The following is a 25,502-nucleotide window of genomic DNA, read 5'->3' as shown; positions in this document are numbered from 1 at the left end:
TTTTGATTGGGTGATCTGAATTCTGACTCCTTTGGGGAAGGGTGTATTTTATTCGTCCGAGAATTGCTATAGCAAAAAAATTATAGGCGATCGCCTACTATCCATTTATGACACCTGATAATTCTCATAACCCCTTCCTCAAGCTCAAGGTTCGCAATTTGTGTTTCCGGGGTTTAGTGCTATCAATTGGTCTGGGTATTGGGTTAGGGGTAATACAAGGCATCACTGGACTGAAATTTAATAGTCAAGTTATAACAATAATTCTCTACATCTTGATTTTTGGATTACTTTGTGCATGGGAACTAGCAGACTTCAAACGCTTTGGGATCAAGCTTCAATATGTAGTGGGTAGCGTACCGAAAAATCAGAAGTGGTTGCCATTGGTTGGCTTAGTAATTTTAATGATTCTGTTTTCACTCAGTGCCTACCTGGTGTCATTTTACTTACTCTCATTAGCTGCACCGTCCTTTGTCGAGGGAGTTATGCGTCAGGTTGCTAGTAGTCCATCTCCACGGAATACTGCACCACCTTTCTATAATCTGCTGACAGCGATCGCATTTATAGTAGTCGCCCCCATCACCGAAGAATTCCTCTTCCGGGGAATTATTTTACAGCGTTGGGCGAGCAAGTGGGGGATGCCATCTGCCTTGATAGCTTCTGGGGTGTTGTTCGGAATTCTCCATGCCAACTTCGTAGGATTGTCCTTATTTGGCATCGTCATGGGGGTGTTATACATCAAAACTCGCACGCTACTTGTGCCGATGGCTTGCCATGCCTTCAATAATTCCCTAGCCGTAGCAGCAAGTCTTTTGAGTACTGGGACTAAAACTACATCAGCCGTGAATGGCATAGAACAATTACGTTCTAGTTGGTGGGTAGGTGTTGTACTCATGCTGATTTCACTGCCTTTGTTAGTTCGCTTTCTGTATCGGAATTGGCCCCGTAAAAATGGTCTACTTCCCTACTCACTCAACGCCAACCAGGCGCAAGGGTGAGAAAGTCAGTGTTAAATAAAAATCAGCATTAATGGTATAGAAATGTATAGAATCTTGTAAAGATATAAAATATATTTTTTCAATGCACACATTTCTGGCCCCTTCCTCAATGCAGCTGTCTGTAGCACCGAATCAATGTCAGCCTTTGAAGATCATCGCACTGGGGGATAGCTTAGTTTATGGCTTTGGCGATCCCGATCGCGGCGGCTGGGTCGAACAACTGCGGCGCTGGTGGATGTTACCCGATAGTGCCGGTCATATTCTTTATAATTTGGGAGTGCGGGGCGATCGCACGCAGCAAGTAGCACAACGACTAGAAGTAGAATTTCGCCATCGGGGTGAATTGCGAAATCGTGTCCCCGACTTGATTATTTTGTCAGTAGGGGTGAATGATTCAGCCTGCTTAACTCGTCCTCATGGCAGAAATTACACGGATTTCGCTGTATTTGAAACGCAAATCGCTGCTTTGCTAGAACAAGCACAACAACTCTGCCCCGTGTTCTTCGTCGGTATGGTTCCAGTTGATGAAGCCAAGATGCCATTTCTCGATTGCTTCTACTACAACCATACCGAACAGCACCGCTACAAAGAAGCGACACGACTGGCTTGCAACAAAAGAAATATTCCCTATCTAGATATTTTCGACCAATGGATGGCACGCGGTGAAACGTGGAGGTGTAAACGCTTAAGTGATGATGGACTGCACCCCAACACCCTAGGCTATCAAGCTTTATTAGAAGCCGTCATCAATTGGGATGCATTGGCGACATATCATGCTAGATTTGATTTTCATTTGCGATCGTCCTAGTATTTGACCACACTAATTGTGATAGGTGAAGGTGGTTAGATCCCCGACTTCTTAAAGAAGTCGGGGATCTAGCAGCAGAGCGAAATTAATGTGGTGAAGTACTAGCAATCTCACCGACTTTGCAGTATCTTTTTATTTCCTATTTTTGCGAAAAGCACCAAAATCTTGTTGTATTTTTTAAGATGAGTCCTAGCGCTCTCATTGGTCATTTGTCAAGAGTTCAAAATCTCCTCATCTCACCCAGTCCCTAGTCCCCCACTTTATGACTCCAACTTTATTTGGTCGCTGGCAAACTCGATTATTACTATTAGCAACTGTAGGTGTTTTCGTATCATTGCCTTTTGCCACAGGTGTTATTGGTGCCAATCCTGACTCAGTTTATTTTTGGATACTCGGCTATGTCGCCATTTTAGGCTTAGGTTGGGATGTGCTTTATAACTATCTGCAAAAATTTCGCTGGGATCGAGATTGGCCAGCCGCTTTTCAACTTCTTGCTGGTATTTGGGAATTTTCATTTGTCTTTTGTGGGGTAAAAATTTTTGGTTTCTTACCTATACCCCAGCCTAAAGAACTACTCCCGCCAGTCGTTTTTCTACTGCACTATAGCGTTGTGTGGTTAGCAGTTTTTGTTGTTTCCCAAAGCTTGATGCGGATTATATTTCCCCGTTGGCGTTTTCGGGGCGGAGAATGGCTCTAATCCCAATTCAAAATTCAAAAATTCACATATCATCTCTGGAATTGGTAGTTGTGCTGGCGTAGCAATAATGAGAACCAAAATTGCTAATTGCGAGTATGATAATAATTCTTTAATCTAAAGACGCGAAACTTCATGTCTGATAACTGATAACTGATAACTGATAACTGATAACTGTTGACTCTCCCCATTTATTGTCAGGGAAATTAAATGTCAAATTTTGAACTGGTTATTAAGCTATTTCTGCAAATCACAGTCATTTTAATAACTTGTCGCATCGTCACGATTTTGGGACGGCGTTATCTGGGACAAACTGGTGTTGTTTGCGAAATGATTGCAGGCGTTATGCTGGGGCCCTCACTATTGGGCTTGATAGCACCAGAGTTGCAACAATGGCTATTTCCTAAGCTTCCTATCTTAATTGCGGGAGGAGGCAAAATTCCCAACCCATCGATGTCGATTTTATATGCTATTAGCCAAATTGGGTTGGCAATTTATATGTTTTTGATTGGTTTGGAGTTTAACACTAAACTCTTAAAGCACCATATTAGAAGTGCAGGATTGCTATCTGCTGCGGGGATCATTACTCCATTCATTTTGGGAGCGATCGCATCTTTTGGACTCTATAATTATGGTAGCTTTTTCCAGGCGAAGGTAACGCCTTGGGCTGCAGCTTTATATCTAGGCGCTTCCATGACGATTACCGCCTTTCCTATGTTAGCTCGGATTATCTACGAGCGCGGTCTGACTCAAAGCCGCTTGGGTACATTAGCATTGGGTGCAGCCTGTATGGATGATGCTGTTGCTTGGTGTTTGCTGGCAATTGTCCTGGCTAGTGTCAAAAATTCTCTGAACATTGCTACCTTAGCGATCGGTGGCGGGATTATCTATGTAATATTTGCAATTTTTGTTGCCAAACCTCTACTAAAAGTTTTCACGCGCCTGACTAAACGTGATGGAGGTGTGAGCGTACAAACTCTGACTTTATTGTTGATAACTTTGATGTTTTGTGCGTGGTTTACCGATTTTACAGGTATCTATGCAATATTTGGGGCTTTTGTGCTGGGCGCAGTCATGCCGCGGGGAGAATTTGCTGAACAAATTCGTCAACACACCGAGTTTTTTACCACTTCGTTTTTACTGCCATTTTTCTTTGTATTCTCTGGACTCAACACTCAAATTGGTCTAGTAAACACACCTACTTTGTGGGGAATTACAATTTTAATTGTGGCGATCGCTATTCTTGGTAAAGGTGTTGCTTGTATGTTAGCAGCAAGATTAGGCGGGGAAAGTTGGCGAGAATCGGCGACTATTGGCGCGCTGATGAATGCCCGTGGTTTGATGGAGTTGATTATCCTCAATATTGGTCTTGAGCAAGGTATAATCACCCCAACTTTGTTTACTATTATGGTAATCATGGCAATTGTCACAACACTGATGGCATCGCCACTTGTGGCTTATTTGTTGCCCGGTACAAGTTATGCCAAGTCCGCTGCTTAGGGAATACTAAAAAATCACTCAATGCCCAACCTGAGTTATGGATTTTTAACAGTGCCATAATACTTAGCTGTTGCTGTTGAGAGCGTTAATATCCTAATTTTCTGTAGTTTATCTCAGAAATCTAAAACAATTCATTATTGGCGACTCACCGTGTGTCGTAACAACAATTAACATCACCAGCGAATTAACATTGGGTTTAGTGAAAAAGGTTGACATTTTCCAGTGATCTAAAGAATCATCTTAGGGAAACGGGATAGTAACTTTTGAGGAAACTATGCACACAGTTATTCTCGTTCTGGTAGAGGTGCTGATTGTTATTGGACTATCACGGCTAGTAGGACTGGCATTTAAATCGATCAAGCAACCATTAGTAATTGGTGAGATTGTCGCCGGGATTATGCTTGGCCCTTCTTTGTTTGGTTTAATTGCACCATCAGTAGCAGCTAATTTGTTTCCACCTGAAACAATTCCTTTCTTGAATGTGTTGTCTCAGGTGGGACTAATATTTTTCATGTTTTTGATTGGGTTAGAGTTAAATCCCAAATATCTTAGTGGTCAGTTAGAAACTGCCATTTTAACCTCTCATGTGAGTATTTTGGTACCGTTTTCTTTAGGAACGGTGCTAGCAGTGCTGCTTTATCCTCTGGTTTCTAATGGTAGTGTTTCTTTTACTGCCTTTGCCCTATTTTTGGGCGCAGCGATGTCAATTACTGCTTTTCCAGTATTAGCCAGAATTATTACTGAGAACAACTTACAAGGGACGCGCCTGGGGACACTAGCCCTAACTTGTGCAGCAGTGGATGATGTGACGGCTTGGTGCGTATTGGCAGTAGCGATCGCTGTCGCTAGAGGTGGTAGCATTGTCAGTGCCTTCCCCACGATCATTGCTAGTGTAGTTTACATCGGTTTCATGCTGACGGTCGGTCGTTGGTTCCTGCAACGTCTAGCCGCCCATTACGAACGCACTGGACGCCTTAGTCAATTATTAGTGGCGTTGATTTATATGGGCGTGGTAGCTTCCGCCCTCATCACCGAAATAATTGGTATTCACCTCATTTTTGGGGCATTTTTACTGGGCGCAGCTATGCCCAAAAATGAAGACTTAGTCAGAGAATTAGCCGAAAAAACCGAAGATTTTGTCTTAGTATTTCTGCTTCCAGTGTTTTTTGCCTTCAGTGGTTTACGGACGCAAATTGGCTTACTCAACCGTCCCGATTTATGGGCTTTGTGTGCCTTAGTCTTAGCAGTAGCGATCGCCGGCAAGTATATTGGCACTTATGTAGCAGCTCGCGTCAGTGGCATTAATAACCGGGAAGCCTCAGCCCTCGGTTGGTTAATGAATACTCGTGGTTTAACTGAACTGATAGTACTGAATATTGGTTTGGAATTGGGCGTTATTTCGCCCTTATTGTTTACCATGCTGGTAATTATGGCTTTGGTAACAACATTTATGACCTCCCCACTACTAGAGTGGACATATCCAAAAAGGCTGATCAGATTAGATGTGTTGGAACCAGAGTCAGACGCAGAAACCGAACGAGAAACGACTGCAGGTAGAGAATATAAAATTTTATTGCCAGTAGCTAATCCCAGTACACAAAAAGGATTATTACAATTAGCAGTAGCATTTGCCCAGCCCAACCCAGGTGTCACACTCAACCACCCACAATCTGCTACAGTCCATCCTCTCAGCCTGATTGAATTTGAAGAAGACTATGCTTTTGAGAGTACCCCAGTTGAAGCTAACCGATTAATTGCCCAGCGCCGCCAACAACTAGAAGACTTAATTAATACTCTCGAACCGCCAACAGCCCGCGCTTGTGTGCATCCCATTGTTCGCATATCTAGCAATGTCGCTAGAGAGACTGCACAGATCGCTAAAATCGAGCAACCTGATTTAATTTTATTGGGATGGCATCGCCCAGCTTTTAGTAGCAATCGCTTAGGTGGTAGAGTTGGTCAAATTCTCTCAACAGCACCTGTGGATGTCGCAGTATTCATTGATCGCGGTGGGGAAAGGTTAGAAAGCTTGTTGGTTCCCTACTCTGCCAATATTCATGATGATTTAGCACTGATCCTGGCTTTGAGACTGTTGATTAATCGAGATACTTGCATGTTGCAGATTTTACAAGTCGTCTCTGAAAGTGAGGTGAAGGACGAACTAAGTTACGAGCTACATACAATCATGGGGCAATTGCCTACTAGTGTAAGCGATCGCATTGACATCAAAATGATTGAATCCCCAGAACCAATTCAAGCCGTAGTCACAGCCTCAGAAGGTGTTGACTTAACTATTGCTGGTACCAGTCGCGCTTGGGGTATTGAGCGTCAAACTCTGGGACGATACACAGATCAATTAGCCATCCAATGCCGTTCCTCACTCCTGATTACCCGTCGCTACAGTCAAGTCACCTCCCATCTCGCCTCTGTGCTTCCTGAGGCTAGCAATCAAGCATCAACAGTCAGGAAGTGAAACTATGAGTCATTTTAACTACAAATCCCTAACTTTTTATGGTGTAGCCATAGCTTCAGTTCTACTGCTATTTAAGACTGTCACCGTCTACGGAGAAAATAATCTCAAGACTGCGCCGACAATTAGCGATCGCTATCTCCTAAAACTGACTGAAAATTTGCCAAACTGTGAGCAACCAGAGGACTTGACATTAAATATTCAGCAATCAGGTATTTACGTCAACGCCTCTTTACTACCAGCTAATAACAACACCACAATTGCCGCCACTAATCAAAATAAGCATTCTTTATCCGGTCTATTGAGCAATCAACAATTGAATTTATCTGGAAAAATTGACAGATCCAACTTTTGTAAAACTACTCCTTCTCAAAAATCTTCCGTCTACTCGGCCACCATGCAAATGCAATTAAAAGATAAAAGTAGTGTCACAGGTCAACTAACCATAAATAGCATCCCACAAACTCTAGGATTTACCGCCATAGCGCAGACAGCTAAAGAAGAATCACAGAAATCAAAAAGTCATTGAAATAATGAATCAAGAATTAAAACCCAGGTCATTTTCCCAAATCTGCAAGCGGTTGTTTGGCATCAGCTTGTTGAGTTTATATGCAGCGATAGCCCTAGAACCTGGCATCAGTACTGCTAAACCATCGCTCAATAAATCACCAATTCAGAATCGCCCAACTTCACAACTGCCAACTGTTAAAAATGTGGTTGCGCCAGTAGCTAGACTAGACAATTGGCGCTTTTATCCAGAAGCCATACAACTGGAATTTACCATCTCAGCAGGTATAACTCCCCGTCACTTCTATCTCGCCCAACCTCCTCGTATTGTCGTAGATTTACCTGATACTAAGTTAGGCTATGTTCCCACCCAACAAAATTATTCAGGAGCAATCCAAAGAATTCGCGTTTCCCAATTAAATTCAGGCATAACCCGCATTGTCATGGATTTGGCACCAGGGAATTTTTCCGAACCAAACCAGATAAAACTGCAACTAGTTTCCAAACAAAACCCCACTCGCTGGGTGTTACGTCCTTTAATTCGTGGTTATACTAACTCTCTACAACCCGGAAACTACCCACAAACACCGAGTAACTTACCACCAAGTCCCTACAATCAACCACAAACACCCAGTATTAACCCACCACCAAGTCCCTATAATTACCCGCAAACGCCGAGTAACTTACCACCAAGTTCCTATAACTATCCACAGCCACCCAATAGCCAATCTCCAACGACTCAACAGCCCTTTGTTACCGTCCCTCCCCTCACACCGAACAGCTCCTCTCAACCATCTAGTTCTATTCTTCCCCCACCGAATTTCCCCAATCAACCCGGTAATTTTAACAACCCTCAGCCTATAGCTAGTCCTAATTTGTCAGTTCCCGTAGTACCCAACTATCCCTCCAATGTTCCTAACACAAGAGTCATTGAGTTCGGTCAACCGCTTCCTCGCACGAGATGAATGGGGAATGGGGAATTGGCAAGAGTGATTAATTATTTCTCCCTCATCTCCCAAATTTAGAATCTATCCGTTTCTTGAGACGGCGCTACTGCACCAGGTTGAGACAAGAAGAAGTTTTGACCAGCCTCATTCTGGTAAATACATCTAATATCAGGTTTGTCACTGTCCAAGTTACCTGTAAAACCAAAAGTGTTCAGGCGATTCTTACATTCTCTTACCTGGTCAGATGTTACAAGCTTTTTCTGCTCCAAAAGCGCCCAGTTATTTTGACGGATAACGCATCCAGGACGCATACTTGGTTGAGCAACATAAACATTAAAAGGGTTGAGAGTCACGAAAAGTCTAGCGTCCATCACCATAGCGCTAGCTCCATACTGCACGCAAATCTCAGGGTTTGGTGCTTTGGTATCGATAAATTCACGGGAAGCCACATTTGATGGAGACAAGGTGGTTGTTGAGCTAAAAGCAATGCCAATGCCAATTCCCAAGATAAATACCCCACCCAAAATGGCGATGGTGGTAAAATTAAACATTGGGGATTTAAACATAGAGGGTTTGGAACTATTAGCCGATCTACCAGTGGATGTACGTCTCATTGTTGCTTGATCACCTTCACGCCTAGGATCGCAGGGAGTTTTCTAAACTGCTCTCCCTCTTTAAGTATGCCGATTATTGACTATAATTGCCTGCACCTTTCTGGTCAATATTCTTGTTAAACGACAAAACTAGCAAATTAGCTAGATGTTTATCGATAATTTCAACCTTATCAGTTGTGCGATCGCCAATATTTAACCAGTATCTATCGAGAATTTTATTGAATCTACTTTGCTTGTCAGTTTTTCGGCCGATTCTAGATACTCCTCTTTGCACTTCGGTAGCTTATGTTAATCCGTCCTGCAACCCCAGACGACATACCCGCGGTTTTACCAATGGTAGCCAAAATTTGTGCTTTGCATGAATCTTGGGATTCTGCCAAGTATGGTTTTATTCCTCACCCAGAGCAGCGTTATGAGAAATGGCTGGGACGATTAGCCAATGACGATCGCAGTGTGTTTCTCGTAGCTGAAGATAACGGACAATTGGTGGCATTTGTGGCGGCGACGGTTCAAGCAGAAATACCAATTTACCTATTACAGGAATTTGCGGTGATTCACGATCTTTGGGTTGAATCAGCATATCGTCAACAGGGAATTGCGCGACAGATGGTGATGTTGACTATCGAACGGTTTCAGCAAATGGGTGTCAAGCAAATTCGCCTAGACACGGTAGCGCCTAACGAAGCAGCGCGACGATTATTTGCATCCTGTGGTTTTCGCGTCAGCATTATAGAAATGCTGATGGAACTTGAGTAGAACAGAGAGCGATCGCCTAATCTCAACAGCAGAATATTAACCGTGATTATGCTGACCTAGAATTTTATTAAGTATAAAAAATTACTATTTAACTACAACAAATTTTAGTACAGCCACGGCAGTCAAAATTTTGTTAATAAGTAGAGAATTTTAATTAAGCTGTTAACAGTCAACGACCATAAAGACTGTTTATACAATTTAGACGCGAAATCCTTTTTATTGATTATGAATAACACAGAAATTCTCGACCAACTAAAGCAAGCGTCAGACGGCTTGTTGTTCCAGAGCGAATCAGAATACCCATTTGAAGTTTTACTCTGGGAGCATCCCGACAACATCCCTTTAACTCCAACTAAAGTTTTGGAACAAACAGGACATTCAGCCGGCACACCCGTTAAAGCTGTGGCGGTAGATGATTTCTTTAAGGTGGCTGTCACAGGGGAAGATTGGCATGGTGAAGAAGAGAGACAAACTGTTAACAGATTTCAAACTCTTGTTCAGACCCTTAAAGAAAATCTCAGTGATTTACAGGTATATCGTCTTGGTGAAACAGAGCAAGATGTCTACGTTATTGGTCAAACTCCATCAGGGGATAGTGCTGGACTGGCAACCAAAGCCGTAGAAACCTGATCATCTTACTCTTGATCGACCTTCCCTTCAATTACTGCTTGAATTTCCTCGGGTACATTTGAAAGCAAGTCATACCCAGTTAAAGTTTCTACCTCATCTACAGATTTTCTAAAAGTTTTCCAATTCTGGGATTTGATGCCTTGAGAGTTAGGAACTACGACGGAAATCACACGAGTACTGTTGCTAATACCCTTGATTCCTAAATCAGGTTGATCCAAGACTACAACAACTTTCCAAGTAGAAGCAGGAACAGTAACTTTACCATTAGCCAAAGTAGTCATAGCTCCGTTTTCACCAGTTCCACCTACGCCAGCGCCCCCAGCAATGATATAAAGTTCCTTGCCTTGTTTGATCAAATTCCTGGAGTAGGTTTCCAGTTGCACCCACGGTCCCCGATTGTTATCCGGAGACTGGGGAACAATATTGTCCATCAAAAAGGTTGAGGAATTATCAGCGATGTTTGCTCCCCGATCTTCCGAAGAGATCATATGACCACGGTCAAATCCGCTACCTGTGTAGTCTTTGGGCGTGACTTTATAGACACCTTTAGGAAGTTCACGATCGGGGCGGAAATCGTTTTGCCGTGGGGCATCTCCTAACCAAGATTGTGAAAGGTTCCAGCTGACCCAATTGGCAATTCCCTTGCTATTGTTGTACGAAAGTGCATACTGAGGCTTAGTGATTAAGTAATTGTCCAGATCGGCGGTGTTTTCAGATGCATTGCTGGGATTCCCCAACAGCAGGTGAACGCTGGTTGAGAGTTTGGTAGGTATTAACTCAGTTACAGTTGACGATGGGGATTGGGCTACTGTTGTGTATCCCAGAAATATCACTAGTAGTAGGGCTATTGCCACAGTCCAAAAGCGAGCGATTAAAGGCATAAATGTAAGTAAACTTGAGACTTTTTTGGAAACTTAATTACTAAATCACTATTTATGAGGATATTTCCGAAATTTTACCTAATGAGTAATAAATAGAAAAGAAAGAGAAGTTCTCAGCAGAGGCTTGCTCCACTTAGAACTTCTCCTTGAAAAAGAGGAAAAGGGGCAGGGAGCAAGGGGGATAGTAAAGATGGGGATTCGACCCCAACTGTAGCAAGATCCCCTATGGGGTACGAGAACCACTTAGCAGAAGTTAGGGAATCAGACTCATGTTCCGCTCCGCTCCACGGCAGGAGGCAGGGGGAAATGACCCCTGCTCCTTTTCCCCCTGCCTCTTGTTGAAAAAGGCTGGGTAAATGTGATAATTACCGATATTGATAGCAGGGGTTAGGTCGATTAGGACAGAAATCAAGCATAAAATCCTTACACCAGAGGATTTTAAAGCCTACTGCCTGCTATATCGGTGTTTATCCGTGGTTCCTTGTTGTTTGATCGGGATTTTTGTCAGCAGTTGGTTGCTATTCGCCGCTGACTATTGATCAATTACAAAAAATTAACCAGCCAAAAGTGTTTTTTCCAGAGGTGTCCAACGGAAGTTGCGATCGCCTCCTCTTTCAATTACTACTTTCACACGTGGTTCTAAACTGGGCAAAGCCGCTAAATACTCTATTTCCTGATTGGAAAGAATATGTCCCTCAATAATCCACAAAACTAGACCCTTGGACTTTGGTGGTAGCTGTTCTAGGTTATAGGTAAGAATGGGTGGTAGATAGTATACAGCACCCACTGCTGCACCGCTACCAGTGCTTTTTTTACCCAGATGAGGCGGTCTGACTCCATGAACTCCTGTGAGATAGGCAGCCACGTCACCCAGTCCTCTGGCGGTAATGTGGAGAGAGATATAGCCAGCTGCACGCAGTCGGCGTCGATAGCGACCCTCATAACCTCCCTCCAGAGGTACGTAAACGCCAAGAGAGCCAACTTTTTCTAGTTCGCGAATGAAAGTGTTGCCAGTGGTAATTAGTGCCATAGATTTCCGTTCTATCTCACTTAGATATCTCTATTATTGACTGTGAAGCGATAGATCAAATCAGATAACTAACTTATAAGTTAGATTGACCTGACTCTATCTTGCCTGGTGAGCGTAGTTGCAAGGGTTAAGGGAAAAAACTTCTTCTCTCATCCTCCCACTCCGCCAACATGGAAAAATTAAATGTCTCACAGATTATAACTGTGGTGTTGGCTACCACAGTTACTTCTAATTTTTTGTGAGCTTAAGCACAGTCATTAATTTTGGCAGTTACAAGTTACTGTCAAATAACAAATGATGGTAATTAGCTAAGGCGATTTTCTCCAATAGAAATTACCATGTGATTGTGAGTAGGGTCAAACGGTTGTTTGCTCCCCAATTGTTAGGATTATTTTTAGAAATTACCTAAACAGCACCACTGTTTCTGTTAAAGAGAATAGCTATGGTTTTGAAAATCAGCTTGAAATCGTACAGTAAACTCCAGTTTTTTTGATACTGCAAATCCAGACGAATCACATCCTCAAAACTACGTACTGTAGAACGTCCATTTACTTGCCATTCTCCAGTCATGCCGGGTTTAACATCCAAACGTTGCCACTCCGGAACTTCATATCGTTCTACTTCATCGGGTGTAGGTGGTCTGGTGCCAACTAAACTCATATCGCCTTTAAGGACGTTCCAAAATTGTGGCAGTTCATCTAAACTAGTTCGACGTAAAAAGCGCCCTACCCGCGTAATTCTGGGATCATTTTCATTTTTGAAGAAAGCACCTTGTACTTGGTTTTTGACTTGCGATTTTTTAGCTTCTGCATCCACGCACATGGAGCGGAATTTCCAAATATAAAACCGTTTTCCCATCCAGCCACAACGAGTTTGTCTAAAGAAAATGGGACCAGGATCATTGATTTCAATAGCAACAGCAATGGGAATAAATAAAATTCCTGTAATTACTAAACCTACTACTGCCCCAACAATATCTATCAACCGTTTCATCCAAGATGCCACAGAAGGATGAGTCGTGGGCAGCTGCTCTATTTTACGGGAAGTCACTCCCGGCGTTTCTATGGTGTTACTATGTTTTTCTGGTGATGAACTACCGATAGATTCAATGGGAAAAACTTGGTGCAATCCTGTGAGGTTTAGCACTGCCATTACCGGAGGGGTAACATTCCGCAGTATAAATCCAATCTCTTTTTCTCGGGCAGTTTTAAAATTACTGACAAGGGCACCTAAACCACTACTATCCATAAAAGTAGTTTGGTGAAAATCAATAATGATTTGTGTAGGATGTGAATTGGCCTGTGTTAACTTTTGGCAAGTTTCCTTGAAGGCTACAGCCTCTAGCACACTCAACCGCGTTGGTACTTGCACTATTGCCGTGTCGTTTAGGAAATTAACGGGAAAATTGGCCTCTGTGGGTTGGCTAGTCATGAAGCTCTGCACTTTCGTTGCCATGTATAATATAGTCTGTCAAAAAATTATTTTGTCCTAGAAAAATACCTAACCCAATCTTAAATCAGTAGGAATAAGGAATAATCGCTGTGACTTGGGATGAAATTTAGAGATTACCAGCGAAGATTCACAATAGAACAAGAAGCCGAAAAATGTACCTGCCTTTGTGACGACGCGGCGATATCGCGTTGCTATCATCCCATGACTGCTAAAACTACTGTTAAACCCACCGCACGCCTGATTGAGGTCTTTTCTGCTATTCAAGGAGAAGGACTGAATGTCGGGACACGTCAGCTTTTTATTCGCTTTGCTTTTTGTGACTTACGCTGTCATTTTTGTGATAGCGCCCATACTTGGAATGCACCCACTACCTGTAGAATAGAGCGAACCCCTGGATTAAGAGATTTTGAAATTCACTCAAATCCCATCCCACTACCCATTTTAATAGAATGGATTGAACGACAAAATTTACCCTGTCTACACGATAGCATTAGCTTGACAGGGGGCGAACCACTTCTTCATGCTCCGTTCTTAGCATTATTTCTCCCACTCGTGCGATCGCTGACTGGTTTACCTATATATCTGGAGACTGGTGGTCATCGTCCAGAACAGCTGGCAATGATTCTGCCCTACCTAGATTGTGTGGGTATGGATTTAAAGCTACCTAGTGTTAGTGGTGAAAGTCATTGGCCAGAACACGCAAAATTTCTCCAACTATGCTACGACGCGCCTTTAGACGTTTTCGTCAAGATAATTGTTTCTGATCAAACAGACCCAGATGAGTTGGAACGTTCAGCTTTGTTAGTGGCTGATGTTAGTCCCAACATCCCAGTATTTTTACAACCTGTCACGCCTTTGTTGGCATCTGAACAGTTCACCAAATCGCCTGTACTTGCCCCTTCTCCAGAACAGGTCTTAGTGTGGCAGGCTTTGATGAAACGATTTGTGGCACATGTCCGTGTTGTACCTCAGACTCACAAAATGTTGAATCAGTTGTGAGTTGTGAGGAGCCACTGCGTTGGACGGGTTCCCCGGCTTGTAGCCAGTGGCGTTGCTGAGTTTAATTTACTCGTTACTCAGAACTCACTACTCAGCACTGATTAAAGTCCGCCGTCATCTATGGGTTTAGATTTAGCTTTTGCCTTATTAGCACTGCGTTTGAGGGCAGAGAGTCGGGCATCGTATCTAGACCGTTGCCGCTTGCTAGGAGTGCTATCAATTAGGGTCTTTAAGGCGCTACCAAGACTCTTATAGGCGTTGGGGAGGCTGTAACCAAAGCGAGTTGCTAAAGCGATCGCTTTTTCGTCAGCATCAAGTAATTCTTTAACTTGCTTTTCCCCATTATTCTTTTGATACAGTCGCCAGCCTGATACGCCACATAATGCCAAGGCTAATACCAGCAGTAATGCATCCTGTACCCATAACTCACCAACAGCACCACCTAAACCAATGGCTAATGCTGCCATTTCCCATCCATCTTTGGGAATCGTGTCATTTTGAACGCGAGCGACTTCGTGCCAGAATAGCAAATTACGCTGATCCATCGCGAGGGCATCCCATTTCACCAGGTCTATTTGGATTTCTACCTGGTCTTTACCAATTTCTTCGCAGCGGATCAGGGGTGGATTAACCTCAGTTGTGCCTTCAACCGTGACCCAGCTCTGCAACTCTGGCGGTAGTAAGCCTTTTAACCGCCGGAGTTCACTCATTTCCGCTTTGGCAGAGGAGGTTGCATAGGATGTCATAAAAATCCAGCCCTAGAAAACTTCAGTATATAGTGAGGGTATCACTTTGGAGTATAGCGATTTCCGTGATCATCCGCTTCACTCGTTAGGAAAACTTCCCCGTTTTTTCCTAGCTTCCATAGCTTTTTCGAGAATATCTAGTAATCCAGGCGCTTCTTCCTGAATACTGAGTAATAGTCTTTCCCCTAGTTCGAGATTTCCTGGATCTTGTCCTGTTTCCATTACCTCTTTCAGGCGAGGCATGGCTATACTATCAACAATTTGAATTAACCCACTCAGACAACGGTTAAATTGTCTTTCTGTAAGAATCGAGTCTTCTAAAGGAAACTCAATAATGGCACGAATTTCACCATCGGATGGGTCATATTCCCATTGCAGCATTTTGGTTTCCCAAGAAATGGCTAGCATTGTCTGGAGAATTACTCCCTTATGCGGATGCTCTTGTACCCCCGCCAGGACTTGAGGCGCAAATACCCGAAAAAATTTTCCCTCCTCATCCAGTTGGACAACTATCAGGAAATCCTCTAGGTGATCAGCTTCTACACCTGTGATAATCCGATCTTCTTCATCATCAAAACGGTAGTCCCAACCAAGATTGTCTAAATATTTGGCAATCTGTTTCAGATTAGCTCCCATAAAAGCCTCATAAGGAACGGTGGAGCAGCTGTTACCAGACCTAGTTTAACCTGCTAGTGGCAGATGCTTAGGTTGGTGTAGCTACTTCTGATCTCTGAGAAATATGCAAGTAAGCTTCTATTCATTAAACTTGAGCCTAATCTGGTGGTGGATTTATCTAGATTTCATCAATTTAGCTAAAAATCACCAAAACTAAGGCTCAAACCCTTTCTCCTATTGCAAGAGTGCCTTTTCCCAACGATAAATATTGACATCGACCTACTTAATTGTGCTGTCCTTGGGTGGTCTTGTAGACGGAACAAATCGTTTTTCAAGTTAACCATCATAGCGTTTTAGGTAGAACCAGGAAACCCAGATAGGGAAATTAAAACCTTGCTAGTGAAATTGTTGACCACTTTTGTGCAAGCGTCCCATACGACTTAAAACAGTCTAATTTTCAGTAGTTATAAAAACATTATCAATAATAATATATGGACTCTTTACTACAGAATGGTTATTAGGAAAAATAATAATAGTTGCTGTATACTTTTCAGAAACCTAGCAATGTTCAACAAAATAAATAAATTAGGAATCGCAACAGTAACAGGTTTAACTCTAGGGATTATTTCACTTTCTGGCTTATTATCAAAACCAGCCTACGCTGGTTGCTATAAGCAAAGTTTGGGTTTTCCAGGTTCTTGGACATGGGTATGTCCACCTAATATTCCATCCGGTTCATCAGGTGGATCATCTTGTTTGGCCGTAGTGACTAAACCCGAAATCTACACGATATCTAATCAAACAGATATCAGTATTAATTATTCATTAAATGGCAAATCATATACAGTTAGCCCTCGTACCAGATTAGAGCATTCTGTAGGAGGGGGAAGTAATAGTTGTAATACTAGCAGCAAAGTAGCAACCATTAGTTTTGACTCTAGCCGTTTTAGACAAGAAACTCAGGTATTAAGGGAAGGAGACTCTAGTCGCAACATGTATATATTTTTAAGTACATCTAGTGGGTTAACTCTCAAGAAGGTTAGATTCTGATATAGCAATCATAGATGATTCATGAAAAAATACCATAATCATGAATCTCAGCAAAGTGAAATATTTGAGAGTGTTGGCACTTGATTAGACTGTGCTGTTGTAACTGCTTGTAGTAAGGACTAAAATCCTTACTACAAACTTGTCAAATTCTACACTTTGTGTAAATATGCTTGGCGGAAATTGCTAAGAAATTGTATGCTATAGCAACAATCTTGTTTGATTTCTGAGGTCGACAACTGCCGTTTTTCTTATGTGTAGCAATACTTCTTTTTCTTGCTAGCTTTTTTTTAATAGAAGATTCATAGTTGATTTTTCAAATACATGTAGGCTGGTTCGTGCCCACCTGAGCAGGGTATGGACTGATAACTGATAATTGCTGTTAAATCGCTATTTTTTAGACACAAATTAAATTATAGATGTCCAAAAAGTTTTATATTACAAACATCTACTTGCTTCCACAAAAAGATTGTAGTCATAAACACATTTTTGATAGTGAATTAACGACCTTATTTATGCATAAATCAGTTTTATTTCTGGCGATCGCACCCTTACTCTTTACCATCACCGCTTGTAGCAGCGAGTCAGGAAACACAGCCAATACAGCCAACACTCCCGGTAGTACCGCTGTAGCACCAGTGAATCGCAATCTCTGGAATAGCGTCAAAAGCCGTGGAAAGGTAATCTGCGGCGTCAGTGGCGAAGTACCAGGGTTCAGCTTTGTGGGAACAGACGGTAAGTACAGCGGTATAGATGTAGATGTATGTCGCGCCGTAGCTGTGGCTCTATTTGATAAACCAGATGCGGTGGAATTTCGTAATCTCAGCGCCAAAGAACGGTTTACAGCCTTGCAAACTGGGGAAGTAGACATTCTCAGTCGTAACACTACTTGGACACTGAGTCGTGCAACCTCAGTTGGTTTGGACTTTGCACCCGTAGTCTTTTACGACGGTCAAGCCATCATGGTTCGCAAAAGTAGCGGGATTAAGTCCCTCACCGACCTCAAAGGTAAAGCCATCTGCGTGCAAACCGGTACCACGACTGAACAAAACCTCGCCGACCAAATGCGGAAACGGAGCATCACCTACAAACCCGTTGTTTTTGAAGACGTTAACGTTACCTTTGCCACATATTCTGAAGGACGTTGCGACGGAATTACAGCTGATCGTTCGGCGTTAGTTTCCCGACGTACCAAGCTACCCAAACCAGAAGATAACGTAATTCTCGATGAAGTTATTTCTTCAGAACCACTTGCACCAGCTGTTGCGAAAGGAGATCCTAAGTGGGGCGATATTGTCAAATGGGTGGTTTATACCCTAGTTAAAGCGGAAGAATTGGGTATTAATTCTCAAAATATCGCTCAATTCGCCACCAGCAATGACCCAGATATCAAGCGCTTTTTGGGAACAGAAGGTAATCTTGGTGAAGGATTGGGCTTAACAAACGATTTCGCCGCTAGGATCATCAAGAACGTCGGTAACTACAGCGAAATTTACGATCGCAACCTCGGCCCCAAAACACCACTCAATCTAGCTCGTGGTCAAAATCAACTCTGGTCAAAAGGCGGATTACTCTACTCTCCCCCATTTCGATGAGAAGACAAGAGAGATAAAAGAAATAAAGGAGAAATAATTAATGTCCTTTGACCCTTAACCCTTGACCCTTGACTTTTGACTCTTTACAAATGACCAATGACAAATGACAAACCACCTTTATGGCGTGACAGTCGCTTTTTGCGAATTGTGGGGCAATTCATCTCCATAGTTTTAGCAGTAGTTGTAGTCACAATCCTCTGGGGAAACCTGAGCCGCAATTTGCAGCAATTAGGTATTCAATTCGGCTTTGGTTTTCTGCAACAGCAAGCCTCCTTTGACATTGGTGAAACCCTTGTTACCTACAAACCAACTGATACCTACAGTCGCGCCTTATGGGTGGGATTAATTAACTCCTTGCGGGTAGCAGTTGCAGGAATTTTCCTGACGACAATTGTCGGAGTAACTGTGGGAATTTCCCGGCTATCTGATAACTGGTTAGTGCGGAATATAGCCCAAGTCTATGTAGAAATTTTCCGCAATACACCCTTATTATTGCAGTTGCTGTTTTGGTACTTTGCTGTTTTCCTAGGCTTTCCGAAGGCAGACAATAAAACTTCCTTATGGGGGCTAGTTTACTTCAGTCAAAATGGTGTAGAACTTCCTTGGGTTACCCTGTCTTCAGAGTTTTCAGCTTTGCTTTTAGGGTTGACTTTTTACACAGCTGCATTCATTGCGGAAATTGTCCGAGGTGGGATTCAATCAGTAGCGAAAGGACAATGGGAAGCAGCGCGATCGCTAGGATTAAAACCAGGGTTAGTCATGCGGTTAGTGATTCTCCCCCAAGCCTTGCGGGTAATCATTCCCCCTTTAACCAGCCAGTATTTAAATTTGATGAAAAATTCCAGTTTGGCGATCGCCATCGGCTATCCCGATGTTTATTTTGTCGCCTCCACCACCTTTAACCAAACCGGTAGAGCCGTAGAAGTCATGTTACTGATTATGCTCACCTATCTCGTCTTAAGTTTAACTATCTCCATAGTGATGAATTTGTTCAATCGCGCCGTCCAAATTCAAGAAAGATAACTGAACAAATGACACCACAATTAAATTGGCTCAGGAAAAATCTATTTAGTACTTGGTACAACAGCTTATTAACTGTTGTTTGTTTAATATTCCTGTTTTGGGTAATCTGGGGAATTTCAACTTGGGCTATATTCTCCGCACAATGGGCAGTTATTCAACTTAATTTACCGTTATTTTTAGTGGGAAGATTTCCCCAATCTCTGTACTGGCGAGTTTGGATAGTGCTGGCGATCGCTGCAACTCTAGCTGCTGTAACTTGGGGTATATTTGCTGCCGAACAACAGTTTACAAGAACTCAGTTGCTCATTTCGGCTCTAATTACTGGTGTTTTACTAGTGATTTTACCAATAGATTTGATATCCCACATCTTGTTGTTATCAATTGCGATCCTGGGATCATCAGGCTTTTGGATTGGGAGAATATTTACTAAGGTGATAACTCCTTGGCTTTCTTTAGTATGGTTATTATCCTTCCCCATTATCTTATGGTTAGTTGGTGGTGGATTAGGCCTGCAATCTGTGCCTACAAATTTATGGAATGGTTTGCTGTTGACCTTATTGATGGCAACAATCAGTATTATACTTTCATTTCCTATTGGAGTTTTATTAGCTTTAGGGCGTACTAGTGATTTACCAGTGGTACGTTGGTTTTCCATTCTCTACATTGAAATTATTAGGGGAGTACCACTAATTGGCATTTTATTTCTCGCTCAGGTAATGCTACCGTTGGTTTTGTCAGCAGATGTGCGTTTAGATCGGGTGCTGAGAGCGATCGCCGGATTAGTATTATTTAGTGCCGCTTACATGGCAGAAAACGTGCGCGGCGGACTCCAATCAATCCCACGCGGACAAGTCGAAGCCGCAAAAGCATTAGGATTGAATACACCCTTCGTAGTTATATTAATTATCCTGCCTCAAGCATTACGTGCAGTGATTCCAGCGATTGTAGGGCAGTTTATCGGCTTATTTAAAGACACCTCACTCTTATCTTTAGTCGGATTAGTAGAACTCACAGGAATTGCCCGTTCTATCCTAGCCCAGCCACAATTTATCGGTCGTTATGCAGAAGTGTATCTATTTATTGGCTTGATTTATTGGGTATTTTGTTACTCAATTTCCTTAGCTTCTCGGCGGCTAGAAAGACAGTTAAGTCACTAAGATAAAACGCTGATTCATTGCACAATCAATCATTTTTCTTTGTTGACTGTCAGGACTTACGCAAGCAAAATTTGTCATTGTGATCGGAACGTAGTGTAGGGAAGCAATCTCAGAGTTTTAGGTGATAACGTCGCTATCGCTCATAATGACGCAATTACGTGAATTTTGCGTAAGTCCTCACTATAGGAATCCGGCTTGATTTTTGAAAAGATATGTAGGGTGCGTTAGCGACAGCGTAACGCACCAAATCCTTGATGATGGTGCGTTAGGATGAAATCCGTAACGCACCCTACGATACCTAATTTTGTTCAAAAATCAAATAGTAGTCCTATATCAACAATTAAGGGCGGAGACGCTGTACCTGCTGCGATCACCCCTTCGTGTTTTCGCTTAAATTAACAAGACTTGAGCGATCGCCTTATACCATTTCACGAAATGCCTGATACAAATCATTAGTCTCTAATTTTCTCCCCCTGCCCGCCTATTTGTATCAATCTTAAAGTGAAACGGTATCAGACACTGTGCTAAATCTCAAGGCAGTCAGTATTTTATTATACGTTGTATAATGGGGACATTATTTTCTCTCTGCACCGTAGAATCTGTCACTATTGGTGATGGATATTTGGGGAATATGACTGAATACCGTTTTTTATTAGGTCATAAATTAAATATTTATTAGTAAGTGAAAAAGTTGTATGAAACTAATTAAGAAGTTTTTAGCATTGTGTTTCCTGCTATTTGGCATTCCCTTTTCTGCTGTGATGATTCTGGAAATCCTCAATCCCAAAACTGCTTCTCAAGACAAAAAAGATGCTGTAGCTGCTTTAACTATTCTGACTATTCCATCGACAATGATAGGAGGCTATTTGAGTTGGTCTTTAGTACAGCAGAATCGAAAGGAAAAAGCATTGCTGCTTCAATCAGAGCAAAAGCGTCTTCAGTTATTGTTCTTAGAATTAATTGAGCAAAATGCTGGAACGATAACGGTATTGCAATTGGCAAAAAATGCTGAAATATCTACTCAATCATCTAAACAATATTTAGATGATAAAGCCAAAGAACTCAATGCTTCTTTTGAAGTGAATGAGGATGGAAATATTTTGTACCGATTCTCTTCGTAATATCGATAGCAATTACAACATTTTAGGTCACATTCTATCAAGGGATGGCCTACCCACCAGCCGTTGGCATCGCATTATTAACAGTATCATCCAGTCATATCAACTATTATAACGCTACTTGGCGCGCCATTTTGAGGTTTAATGCTTGATCAACCGAGGTGATGGGATTTAGCGATCGCATTTCTGTAGTAATTCCCCAACACGTCGAGTTACTTGACGAATCCTTGGTATTGTTGAAAATAAAATTCCGAGGTGCAAATCAATGATGACAGAACAAAATCCGATAATCATCGCCGAAGACGTTCAAAAATGGTACGGGAAATTTCATGCCCTCCGAGGGGTAAGCTTGACAGTAAGTCGCGGGGAAGTAGTAGTTTTAATGGGACCTTCAGGTTCAGGCAAATCAACCTTTATCCGCACATTTAATGCTTTAGAAGAATACCAAAAGGGCAGAATTACCATTGACGGTATTACCCTAAGCCACGACTTGCGAAATATTGAAACTATTCGTCGAGAAGTGGGTATGGTATTTCAACAGTTCAATTTATTTCCTCACCTAACAGTGTTGCAAAATATTACCTTAGCGCCCATCTGGGTACGTCGATTGACGAAAACCAAAGCCGAAGAATTAGCTATGCAACTGCTAGAAAGAGTCGGAATTTTAGAACAGGCGCAGAAATACCCAGGACAGTTATCCGGTGGACAGCAACAAAGAGTAGCGATCGCTCGTGCTTTAGCCATGCAACCCAAAATTATGCTGTTTGACGAACCCACCTCAGCCTTAGATCCAGAAATGGTGAGAGAAGTTTTGGATGTGATGCGGAGTCTCGCCAGCGATGGAATGACAATGGTAGTCGTTACCCACGAAGTCGGATTCGCTCGTGAAGTTGCCGACAGAGTAATTCTGATGGATAGCGGTTCCCTCGTCGAGTCAGCCACCCCTCACACCTTTTTCACTAATCCCCGAGAAGAACGGACGCGCAAATTTTTGGCTCAAATTCTCTAACCCTGATATTACTTTCCAGAAAGCGAGTATTGCTAACAGATTGAGTGTCAGCACGTTTAGTATCTATACGGGTTTGAGAAGTTTCCTTGTCTATACTTAGTGTAATAGCTGACGCTAAATTCAAGGTAATTGTACTAAGTGCATAGGGACAATATTAAGAGAAACTGCTGTAATCTAGCAACGAGAAACTATTGTAGTATTTGTGAACGACTCCCAACTTTGATGCTACGCATACAGAGCGGGCTTCGCGCTTCGTTGGGGAGCTATTGCCAGAAACCTCAGCGCGCAGACACGGGCGTACCCACCGCTTTTAGTTAATAATTTTAGGATATAGAACTAAACCTCGTCCATCTTGAAACCTGGAGTAGTGCGGACAGCCCGCTACTTTTAAAATTATGGTTCTCAAAATAGATGTGGTTTAGTATTTGATTTTTGAAATACTTGTAGGGTGGGCAATGCCCACCAAAACCCGGATGTGGTGGGCATTGCCTAGGGTGTTGATTTTGATGGAATTTTCACGTTTTTGGTTCATACTATTTTTGTGCGGGTGTAAAATCTCTTTCCTGTCATTGCGAGCGGAGCAATCGCGGGGATTGCTTCGCTCCGCTCGCAATGACTACACAAATTTTGCCTGAATTTTTATCACCTAACAAGGCACAGAGTCAACACCCTAGGCAATGCCCAACGCCACTCCTCTCAACGCGGGAAACCCGCGCACAAGGGTGGCTCCCCTACAGATACTTAATTTTTTTCAATAATCAAATCGGATTCCTATATCTAAATTATTTGGGAAAATTTTTGAGAGCAATAGGTGAGCCGTAATACCTGCATTTAAAAAATCAAATATTACTCTTTAATCAATCATAAGAATAGCCTAAACAAACAATATTCGTGTTTATACTTACGTGTAACTTTATCATCAATCATTTAGATAATGATTAAGCAGTAACATTTTTATTCAGTATTAATTAAGTAGTTGATGTTAAATTTTACTCAATCTTTAATAAAAAGCCCTGACATCAAGAGCGTCTAAAGAGAGAATGAGTTTTAGACACTTTAAAAGTGACATACACTCTTAACGAGAAATTTAGAAATCTCCTCAAGAGCAATTTTTTATTAACCAATAAACCAGTAACCTCCGAGTAGTTTATTATGCGGATTTTAATTTACTCCTACAACTACTATCCAGAACCAATCGGTATAGCCCCGCTGATGACTGAATTAGCGGAGGGACTGGTCAAGCGTGGGCATCAAGTGCGCGTAGTCACCGCTATGCCTAACTACCCTGAGCGTCAAATTTACGAGGGCTATCGGGGTAAATGGTATCTCACTGAATATAAAAATGGCGTTCAGATTCAACGTAGTTATGTTTGGACTCGCCCACAACCCAACTTATTAGATCGGGTATTGTTAGATGCTAGTTTTGTTGTCACCAGTTTTGTGCCCGCCTTGATGGGTTGGCGTCCAGATGTCATTCTCTCAACATCACCATCACTACCTGTTTGTTTACCAGCTGCCCTCTTAGGTTTGTTACGTGCTTGTCCTGTGGTGTTAAATCTTCAAGATATTCTACCAGAAGCAGCTATCCATGTTGGACTACTGAAAAATAAATGGCTCATCAAAGTGTTTACAGCATTAGAAAAATTTGCCTATTGTTCCGCTACTAAAATTAGCGTCATCGCTGATGGATTTGTGGACAATTTGCAAAAGAAAGGCGTAGCATCTGAGAAAATTGTCCAAATTCCTAACTGGGTTGATGTAAATTTTATTCGCCCATTGTCAAAAGAAAATAATCCTTTCCGAGCAGCACATAACCTCAAGGACAAATTTGTAGTCCTATATTCCGGTAATATCGCTTTGACGCAAGGTTTAGAAACCGTTATTAAAACAGCTGCTATGTTGCGCCACATACCAGAAGTAGCCTTTGTCATTGTTGGTGAGGCTAAAGGTTTGCAGCGATTACAACAAGAGTGTCTAGACCACGGTGCAGATAACGTTTTGTTATTGCCATTTCAACCCCGAGAACAGTTACCACAAATGCTAGCAGCTGCGGATGTTGGCTTGGTGGTGCAAAAGAAAAATGTTGTATCCTTCAATATGCCATCAAAAATCCAAGTGTTACTTGCTAGTGGACGGGCTTTGGTTGCATCTGTACCCCACAATGGCACAGCAGCAAGAGCTATCAGACAGAGTGGGGGCGGATTTGTCGTTCCTCCAGAAGATCCCCAAGCTTTAGCTAATGCAATTTTAGACTTGTATCAACACCCAGATAAAGTCAAAAATTTAGGTTATAAAAGTCGCCAATTTGCTGTTGAGCAATATGCTTTCGAGCAAGCCTTAAATAATTATGAGATGTTATGTTACTCTCTGACGGCCAATGTCTCAGCTATTAACTCAACAAGAGTATCAGAGCAGGAAGTTTGATTAACTCATGTTGTACATTTTTGATACAGTCGAAAACCACAAATTAGTGGTATCTCTGAAAGTAAGCTTTTACGCATTTAAGTTACATATTTACTTGTAAAGGTTGTCACTAGTCATTGGTCATTGGTATTTCAAAGAACAAATGACCAATGAGAACTTTAGTTCACCATACTGCTGGCAAAAACCCCAAAGTCGCCCAAATCATGAATGACGGGATTTAGTGCGGCGTAAAATTTCACTTCAAGCATTTTTGCCAAAAAATTTGAAGATTCTACTTTAAGAAATACTAAGAAGCGATCGCTATTCATACTTTAGACAGGCTCGGTATGAGTTTGATCGGCGGTATTCTGCTCAGAAACATACCTCAGCTTTGGGTGTCACAGCGTAACTACAGACCTTAAAGCTACTAAATTCTCCCAGAAGTTGTACTGTTAAGATAGGCTCATATCCGCAAATTACCAACTTTCCGACTCCGATATAGGTTT

At 42.1% G+C, this 25,502-nt stretch carries 24 protein-coding genes; 17 read left to right on the top strand and 7 right to left on the bottom strand.

Features of this window, described 5'->3' with window-relative positions; translation table 11 throughout:
• Positions 1–107 precede the first annotated feature (107 nt).
• From CAL7507_RS17285 to CAL7507_RS17255, 7 genes are all read left to right on the top strand, one after another.
• The gene (locus CAL7507_RS17285) at positions 108–995 is read left to right on the top strand and encodes a CPBP family intramembrane glutamic endopeptidase (RefSeq protein WP_015129775.1); all 888 of its coding nucleotides are present in this window, start codon (positions 108–110) and stop codon (positions 993–995) included.
• 82 nt (positions 996–1,077) lie between these two features.
• On the top strand, positions 1,078–1,803 hold the full coding sequence (locus tag CAL7507_RS17280; protein ID WP_201447849.1) for a GDSL-type esterase/lipase family protein: 726 nt from the start codon (positions 1,078–1,080) through the stop codon (positions 1,801–1,803).
• 262 nt (positions 1,804–2,065) lie between these two features.
• Entirely contained in the window at positions 2,066–2,500 is a 435-nt protein-coding gene (locus CAL7507_RS17275) for a hypothetical protein (RefSeq protein ID WP_015129773.1), read from the top strand.
• Positions 2,501–2,707: 207 nt separating this feature from the next.
• On the top strand, positions 2,708–3,997 hold the full coding sequence (locus tag CAL7507_RS17270; protein WP_015129772.1) for a cation:proton antiporter: 1,290 nt from the start codon (positions 2,708–2,710) through the stop codon (positions 3,995–3,997).
• A gap of 274 nt (positions 3,998–4,271) precedes the next feature.
• A complete protein-coding gene (locus CAL7507_RS17265) occupies positions 4,272–6,470 on the top strand; it encodes a cation:proton antiporter (protein ID WP_015129771.1) in 2,199 nt (732 codons plus the stop codon).
• Between the two features lie 4 nt (positions 6,471–6,474).
• Positions 6,475–6,996, top strand: coding sequence for a hypothetical protein (locus tag CAL7507_RS17260; protein WP_015129770.1), 522 nt, complete (start codon positions 6,475–6,477; stop codon positions 6,994–6,996).
• A 4-nt stretch (positions 6,997–7,000) separates the two neighbouring features.
• Positions 7,001–7,939 carry an AMIN domain-containing protein gene (locus tag CAL7507_RS17255; RefSeq protein WP_015129769.1) on the top strand — a complete coding sequence of 313 codons (939 nt, stop codon included), beginning with the start codon at positions 7,001–7,003 and terminating at the stop codon, positions 7,937–7,939.
• Between the two features lie 56 nt (positions 7,940–7,995).
• On the opposite strand, the gene CAL7507_RS17250 is transcribed toward CAL7507_RS17255, so the two are convergent.
• Positions 7,996–8,535 (bottom strand): DUF3172 domain-containing protein, encoded by a 540-nt coding sequence (locus tag CAL7507_RS17250; RefSeq protein WP_042341388.1) that lies wholly within the window; start codon positions 8,533–8,535, stop codon positions 7,996–7,998.
• 73 nt (positions 8,536–8,608) lie between these two features.
• Positions 8,609–8,809, bottom strand: a complete 201-nt coding sequence (locus tag CAL7507_RS17245; RefSeq protein WP_042341387.1) for a hypothetical protein — start codon at positions 8,807–8,809, stop codon at positions 8,609–8,611.
• Between the two features lie 11 nt (positions 8,810–8,820).
• On the opposite strand from CAL7507_RS17245, the gene CAL7507_RS17240 reads away from it, so the two are divergent.
• Both CAL7507_RS17240 and CAL7507_RS17235 read left to right on the top strand, forming a co-directional pair.
• Positions 8,821–9,291 (top strand): GNAT family N-acetyltransferase, encoded by a 471-nt coding sequence (locus CAL7507_RS17240; protein WP_015129767.1) that lies wholly within the window; start codon positions 8,821–8,823, stop codon positions 9,289–9,291.
• Positions 9,292–9,516: 225 nt separating this feature from the next.
• Positions 9,517–9,921, top strand: coding sequence for a nuclease A inhibitor family protein (locus tag CAL7507_RS17235; RefSeq protein WP_015129766.1), 405 nt, complete (start codon positions 9,517–9,519; stop codon positions 9,919–9,921).
• 5 nt (positions 9,922–9,926) lie between these two features.
• On the opposite strand, the gene CAL7507_RS17230 is transcribed toward CAL7507_RS17235, so the two are convergent.
• The 3 genes from CAL7507_RS17230 to CAL7507_RS17220 form a co-directional block, all read right to left on the bottom strand.
• Positions 9,927–10,802, bottom strand: coding sequence for a DNA/RNA non-specific endonuclease (locus tag CAL7507_RS17230; protein WP_015129765.1), 876 nt, complete (start codon positions 10,800–10,802; stop codon positions 9,927–9,929).
• A 553-nt stretch (positions 10,803–11,355) separates the two neighbouring features.
• Positions 11,356–11,832 (bottom strand): NAD(P)H-quinone oxidoreductase subunit N, encoded by a 477-nt coding sequence (locus CAL7507_RS17225; protein WP_015129764.1) that lies wholly within the window; start codon positions 11,830–11,832, stop codon positions 11,356–11,358.
• Between the two features lie 405 nt (positions 11,833–12,237).
• The gene (locus CAL7507_RS17220; protein ID WP_015129763.1) at positions 12,238–13,287 is read right to left on the bottom strand and encodes an anti-sigma factor antagonist; all 1,050 of its coding nucleotides are present in this window, start codon (positions 13,285–13,287) and stop codon (positions 12,238–12,240) included.
• A 198-nt stretch (positions 13,288–13,485) separates the two neighbouring features.
• Between CAL7507_RS17220 and CAL7507_RS17215 the strand changes: the two genes are divergently transcribed.
• Positions 13,486–14,283 (top strand): 7-carboxy-7-deazaguanine synthase QueE, encoded by a 798-nt coding sequence (locus CAL7507_RS17215; RefSeq protein WP_042341386.1) that lies wholly within the window; start codon positions 13,486–13,488, stop codon positions 14,281–14,283.
• Positions 14,284–14,384: 101 nt separating this feature from the next.
• Here CAL7507_RS17215 and CAL7507_RS17210 read toward each other — a convergent pair whose 3' ends face one another.
• On the bottom strand, positions 14,385–15,029 hold the full coding sequence (locus tag CAL7507_RS17210; protein ID WP_015129761.1) for a DUF3318 domain-containing protein: 645 nt from the start codon (positions 15,027–15,029) through the stop codon (positions 14,385–14,387).
• Positions 15,030–15,107: 78 nt separating this feature from the next.
• Positions 15,108–15,665, bottom strand: a complete 558-nt coding sequence (locus tag CAL7507_RS17205; protein WP_015129760.1) for a hypothetical protein — start codon at positions 15,663–15,665, stop codon at positions 15,108–15,110.
• A 543-nt stretch (positions 15,666–16,208) separates the two neighbouring features.
• Here CAL7507_RS17205 and CAL7507_RS17200 point away from each other — a divergent pair.
• The 7 genes from CAL7507_RS17200 (at position 16,209) to CAL7507_RS17170 (ending at position 25,017) form a co-directional block, all read left to right on the top strand.
• Complete coding sequence (locus CAL7507_RS17200) at positions 16,209–16,694, top strand: hypothetical protein (protein WP_015129759.1); 486 nt, start codon at positions 16,209–16,211, stop codon at positions 16,692–16,694.
• A 512-nt stretch (positions 16,695–17,206) separates the two neighbouring features.
• Positions 17,207–18,286, top strand: a complete 1,080-nt coding sequence (locus tag CAL7507_RS17195) for an amino acid ABC transporter substrate-binding protein (RefSeq protein ID WP_042342236.1) — start codon at positions 17,207–17,209, stop codon at positions 18,284–18,286.
• 96 nt (positions 18,287–18,382) lie between these two features.
• A complete protein-coding gene (locus tag CAL7507_RS17190) occupies positions 18,383–19,309 on the top strand; it encodes an amino acid ABC transporter permease (protein WP_015129757.1) in 927 nt (308 codons plus the stop codon).
• 8 nt (positions 19,310–19,317) lie between these two features.
• Entirely contained in the window at positions 19,318–20,466 is a 1,149-nt protein-coding gene (locus CAL7507_RS17185) for an amino acid ABC transporter permease (RefSeq protein ID WP_015129756.1), read from the top strand.
• A 695-nt stretch (positions 20,467–21,161) separates the two neighbouring features.
• On the top strand, positions 21,162–21,587 hold the full coding sequence (locus CAL7507_RS17180) for a hypothetical protein (protein WP_015129754.1): 426 nt from the start codon (positions 21,162–21,164) through the stop codon (positions 21,585–21,587).
• Between the two features lie 265 nt (positions 21,588–21,852).
• Positions 21,853–22,593 carry an amino acid ABC transporter ATP-binding protein gene (locus CAL7507_RS17175; RefSeq protein WP_042341384.1) on the top strand — a complete coding sequence of 247 codons (741 nt, stop codon included), beginning with the start codon at positions 21,853–21,855 and terminating at the stop codon, positions 22,591–22,593.
• 1,152 nt (positions 22,594–23,745) lie between these two features.
• Positions 23,746–25,017 (top strand): glycosyltransferase family 4 protein, encoded by a 1,272-nt coding sequence (locus CAL7507_RS17170; RefSeq protein ID WP_015129752.1) that lies wholly within the window; start codon positions 23,746–23,748, stop codon positions 25,015–25,017.
• Positions 25,018–25,502: the final 485 nt, after the last annotated feature.

It is taken from the genome of Calothrix sp. PCC 7507, from assembly GCF_000316575.1.
Lineage (GTDB): Bacteria > Cyanobacteriota > Cyanobacteriia > Cyanobacteriales > Nostocaceae > Fortiea.
Note: the sequence above shows the minus strand (reverse complement) of the source record. Positions and strands in the feature narration are given on the sequence as shown.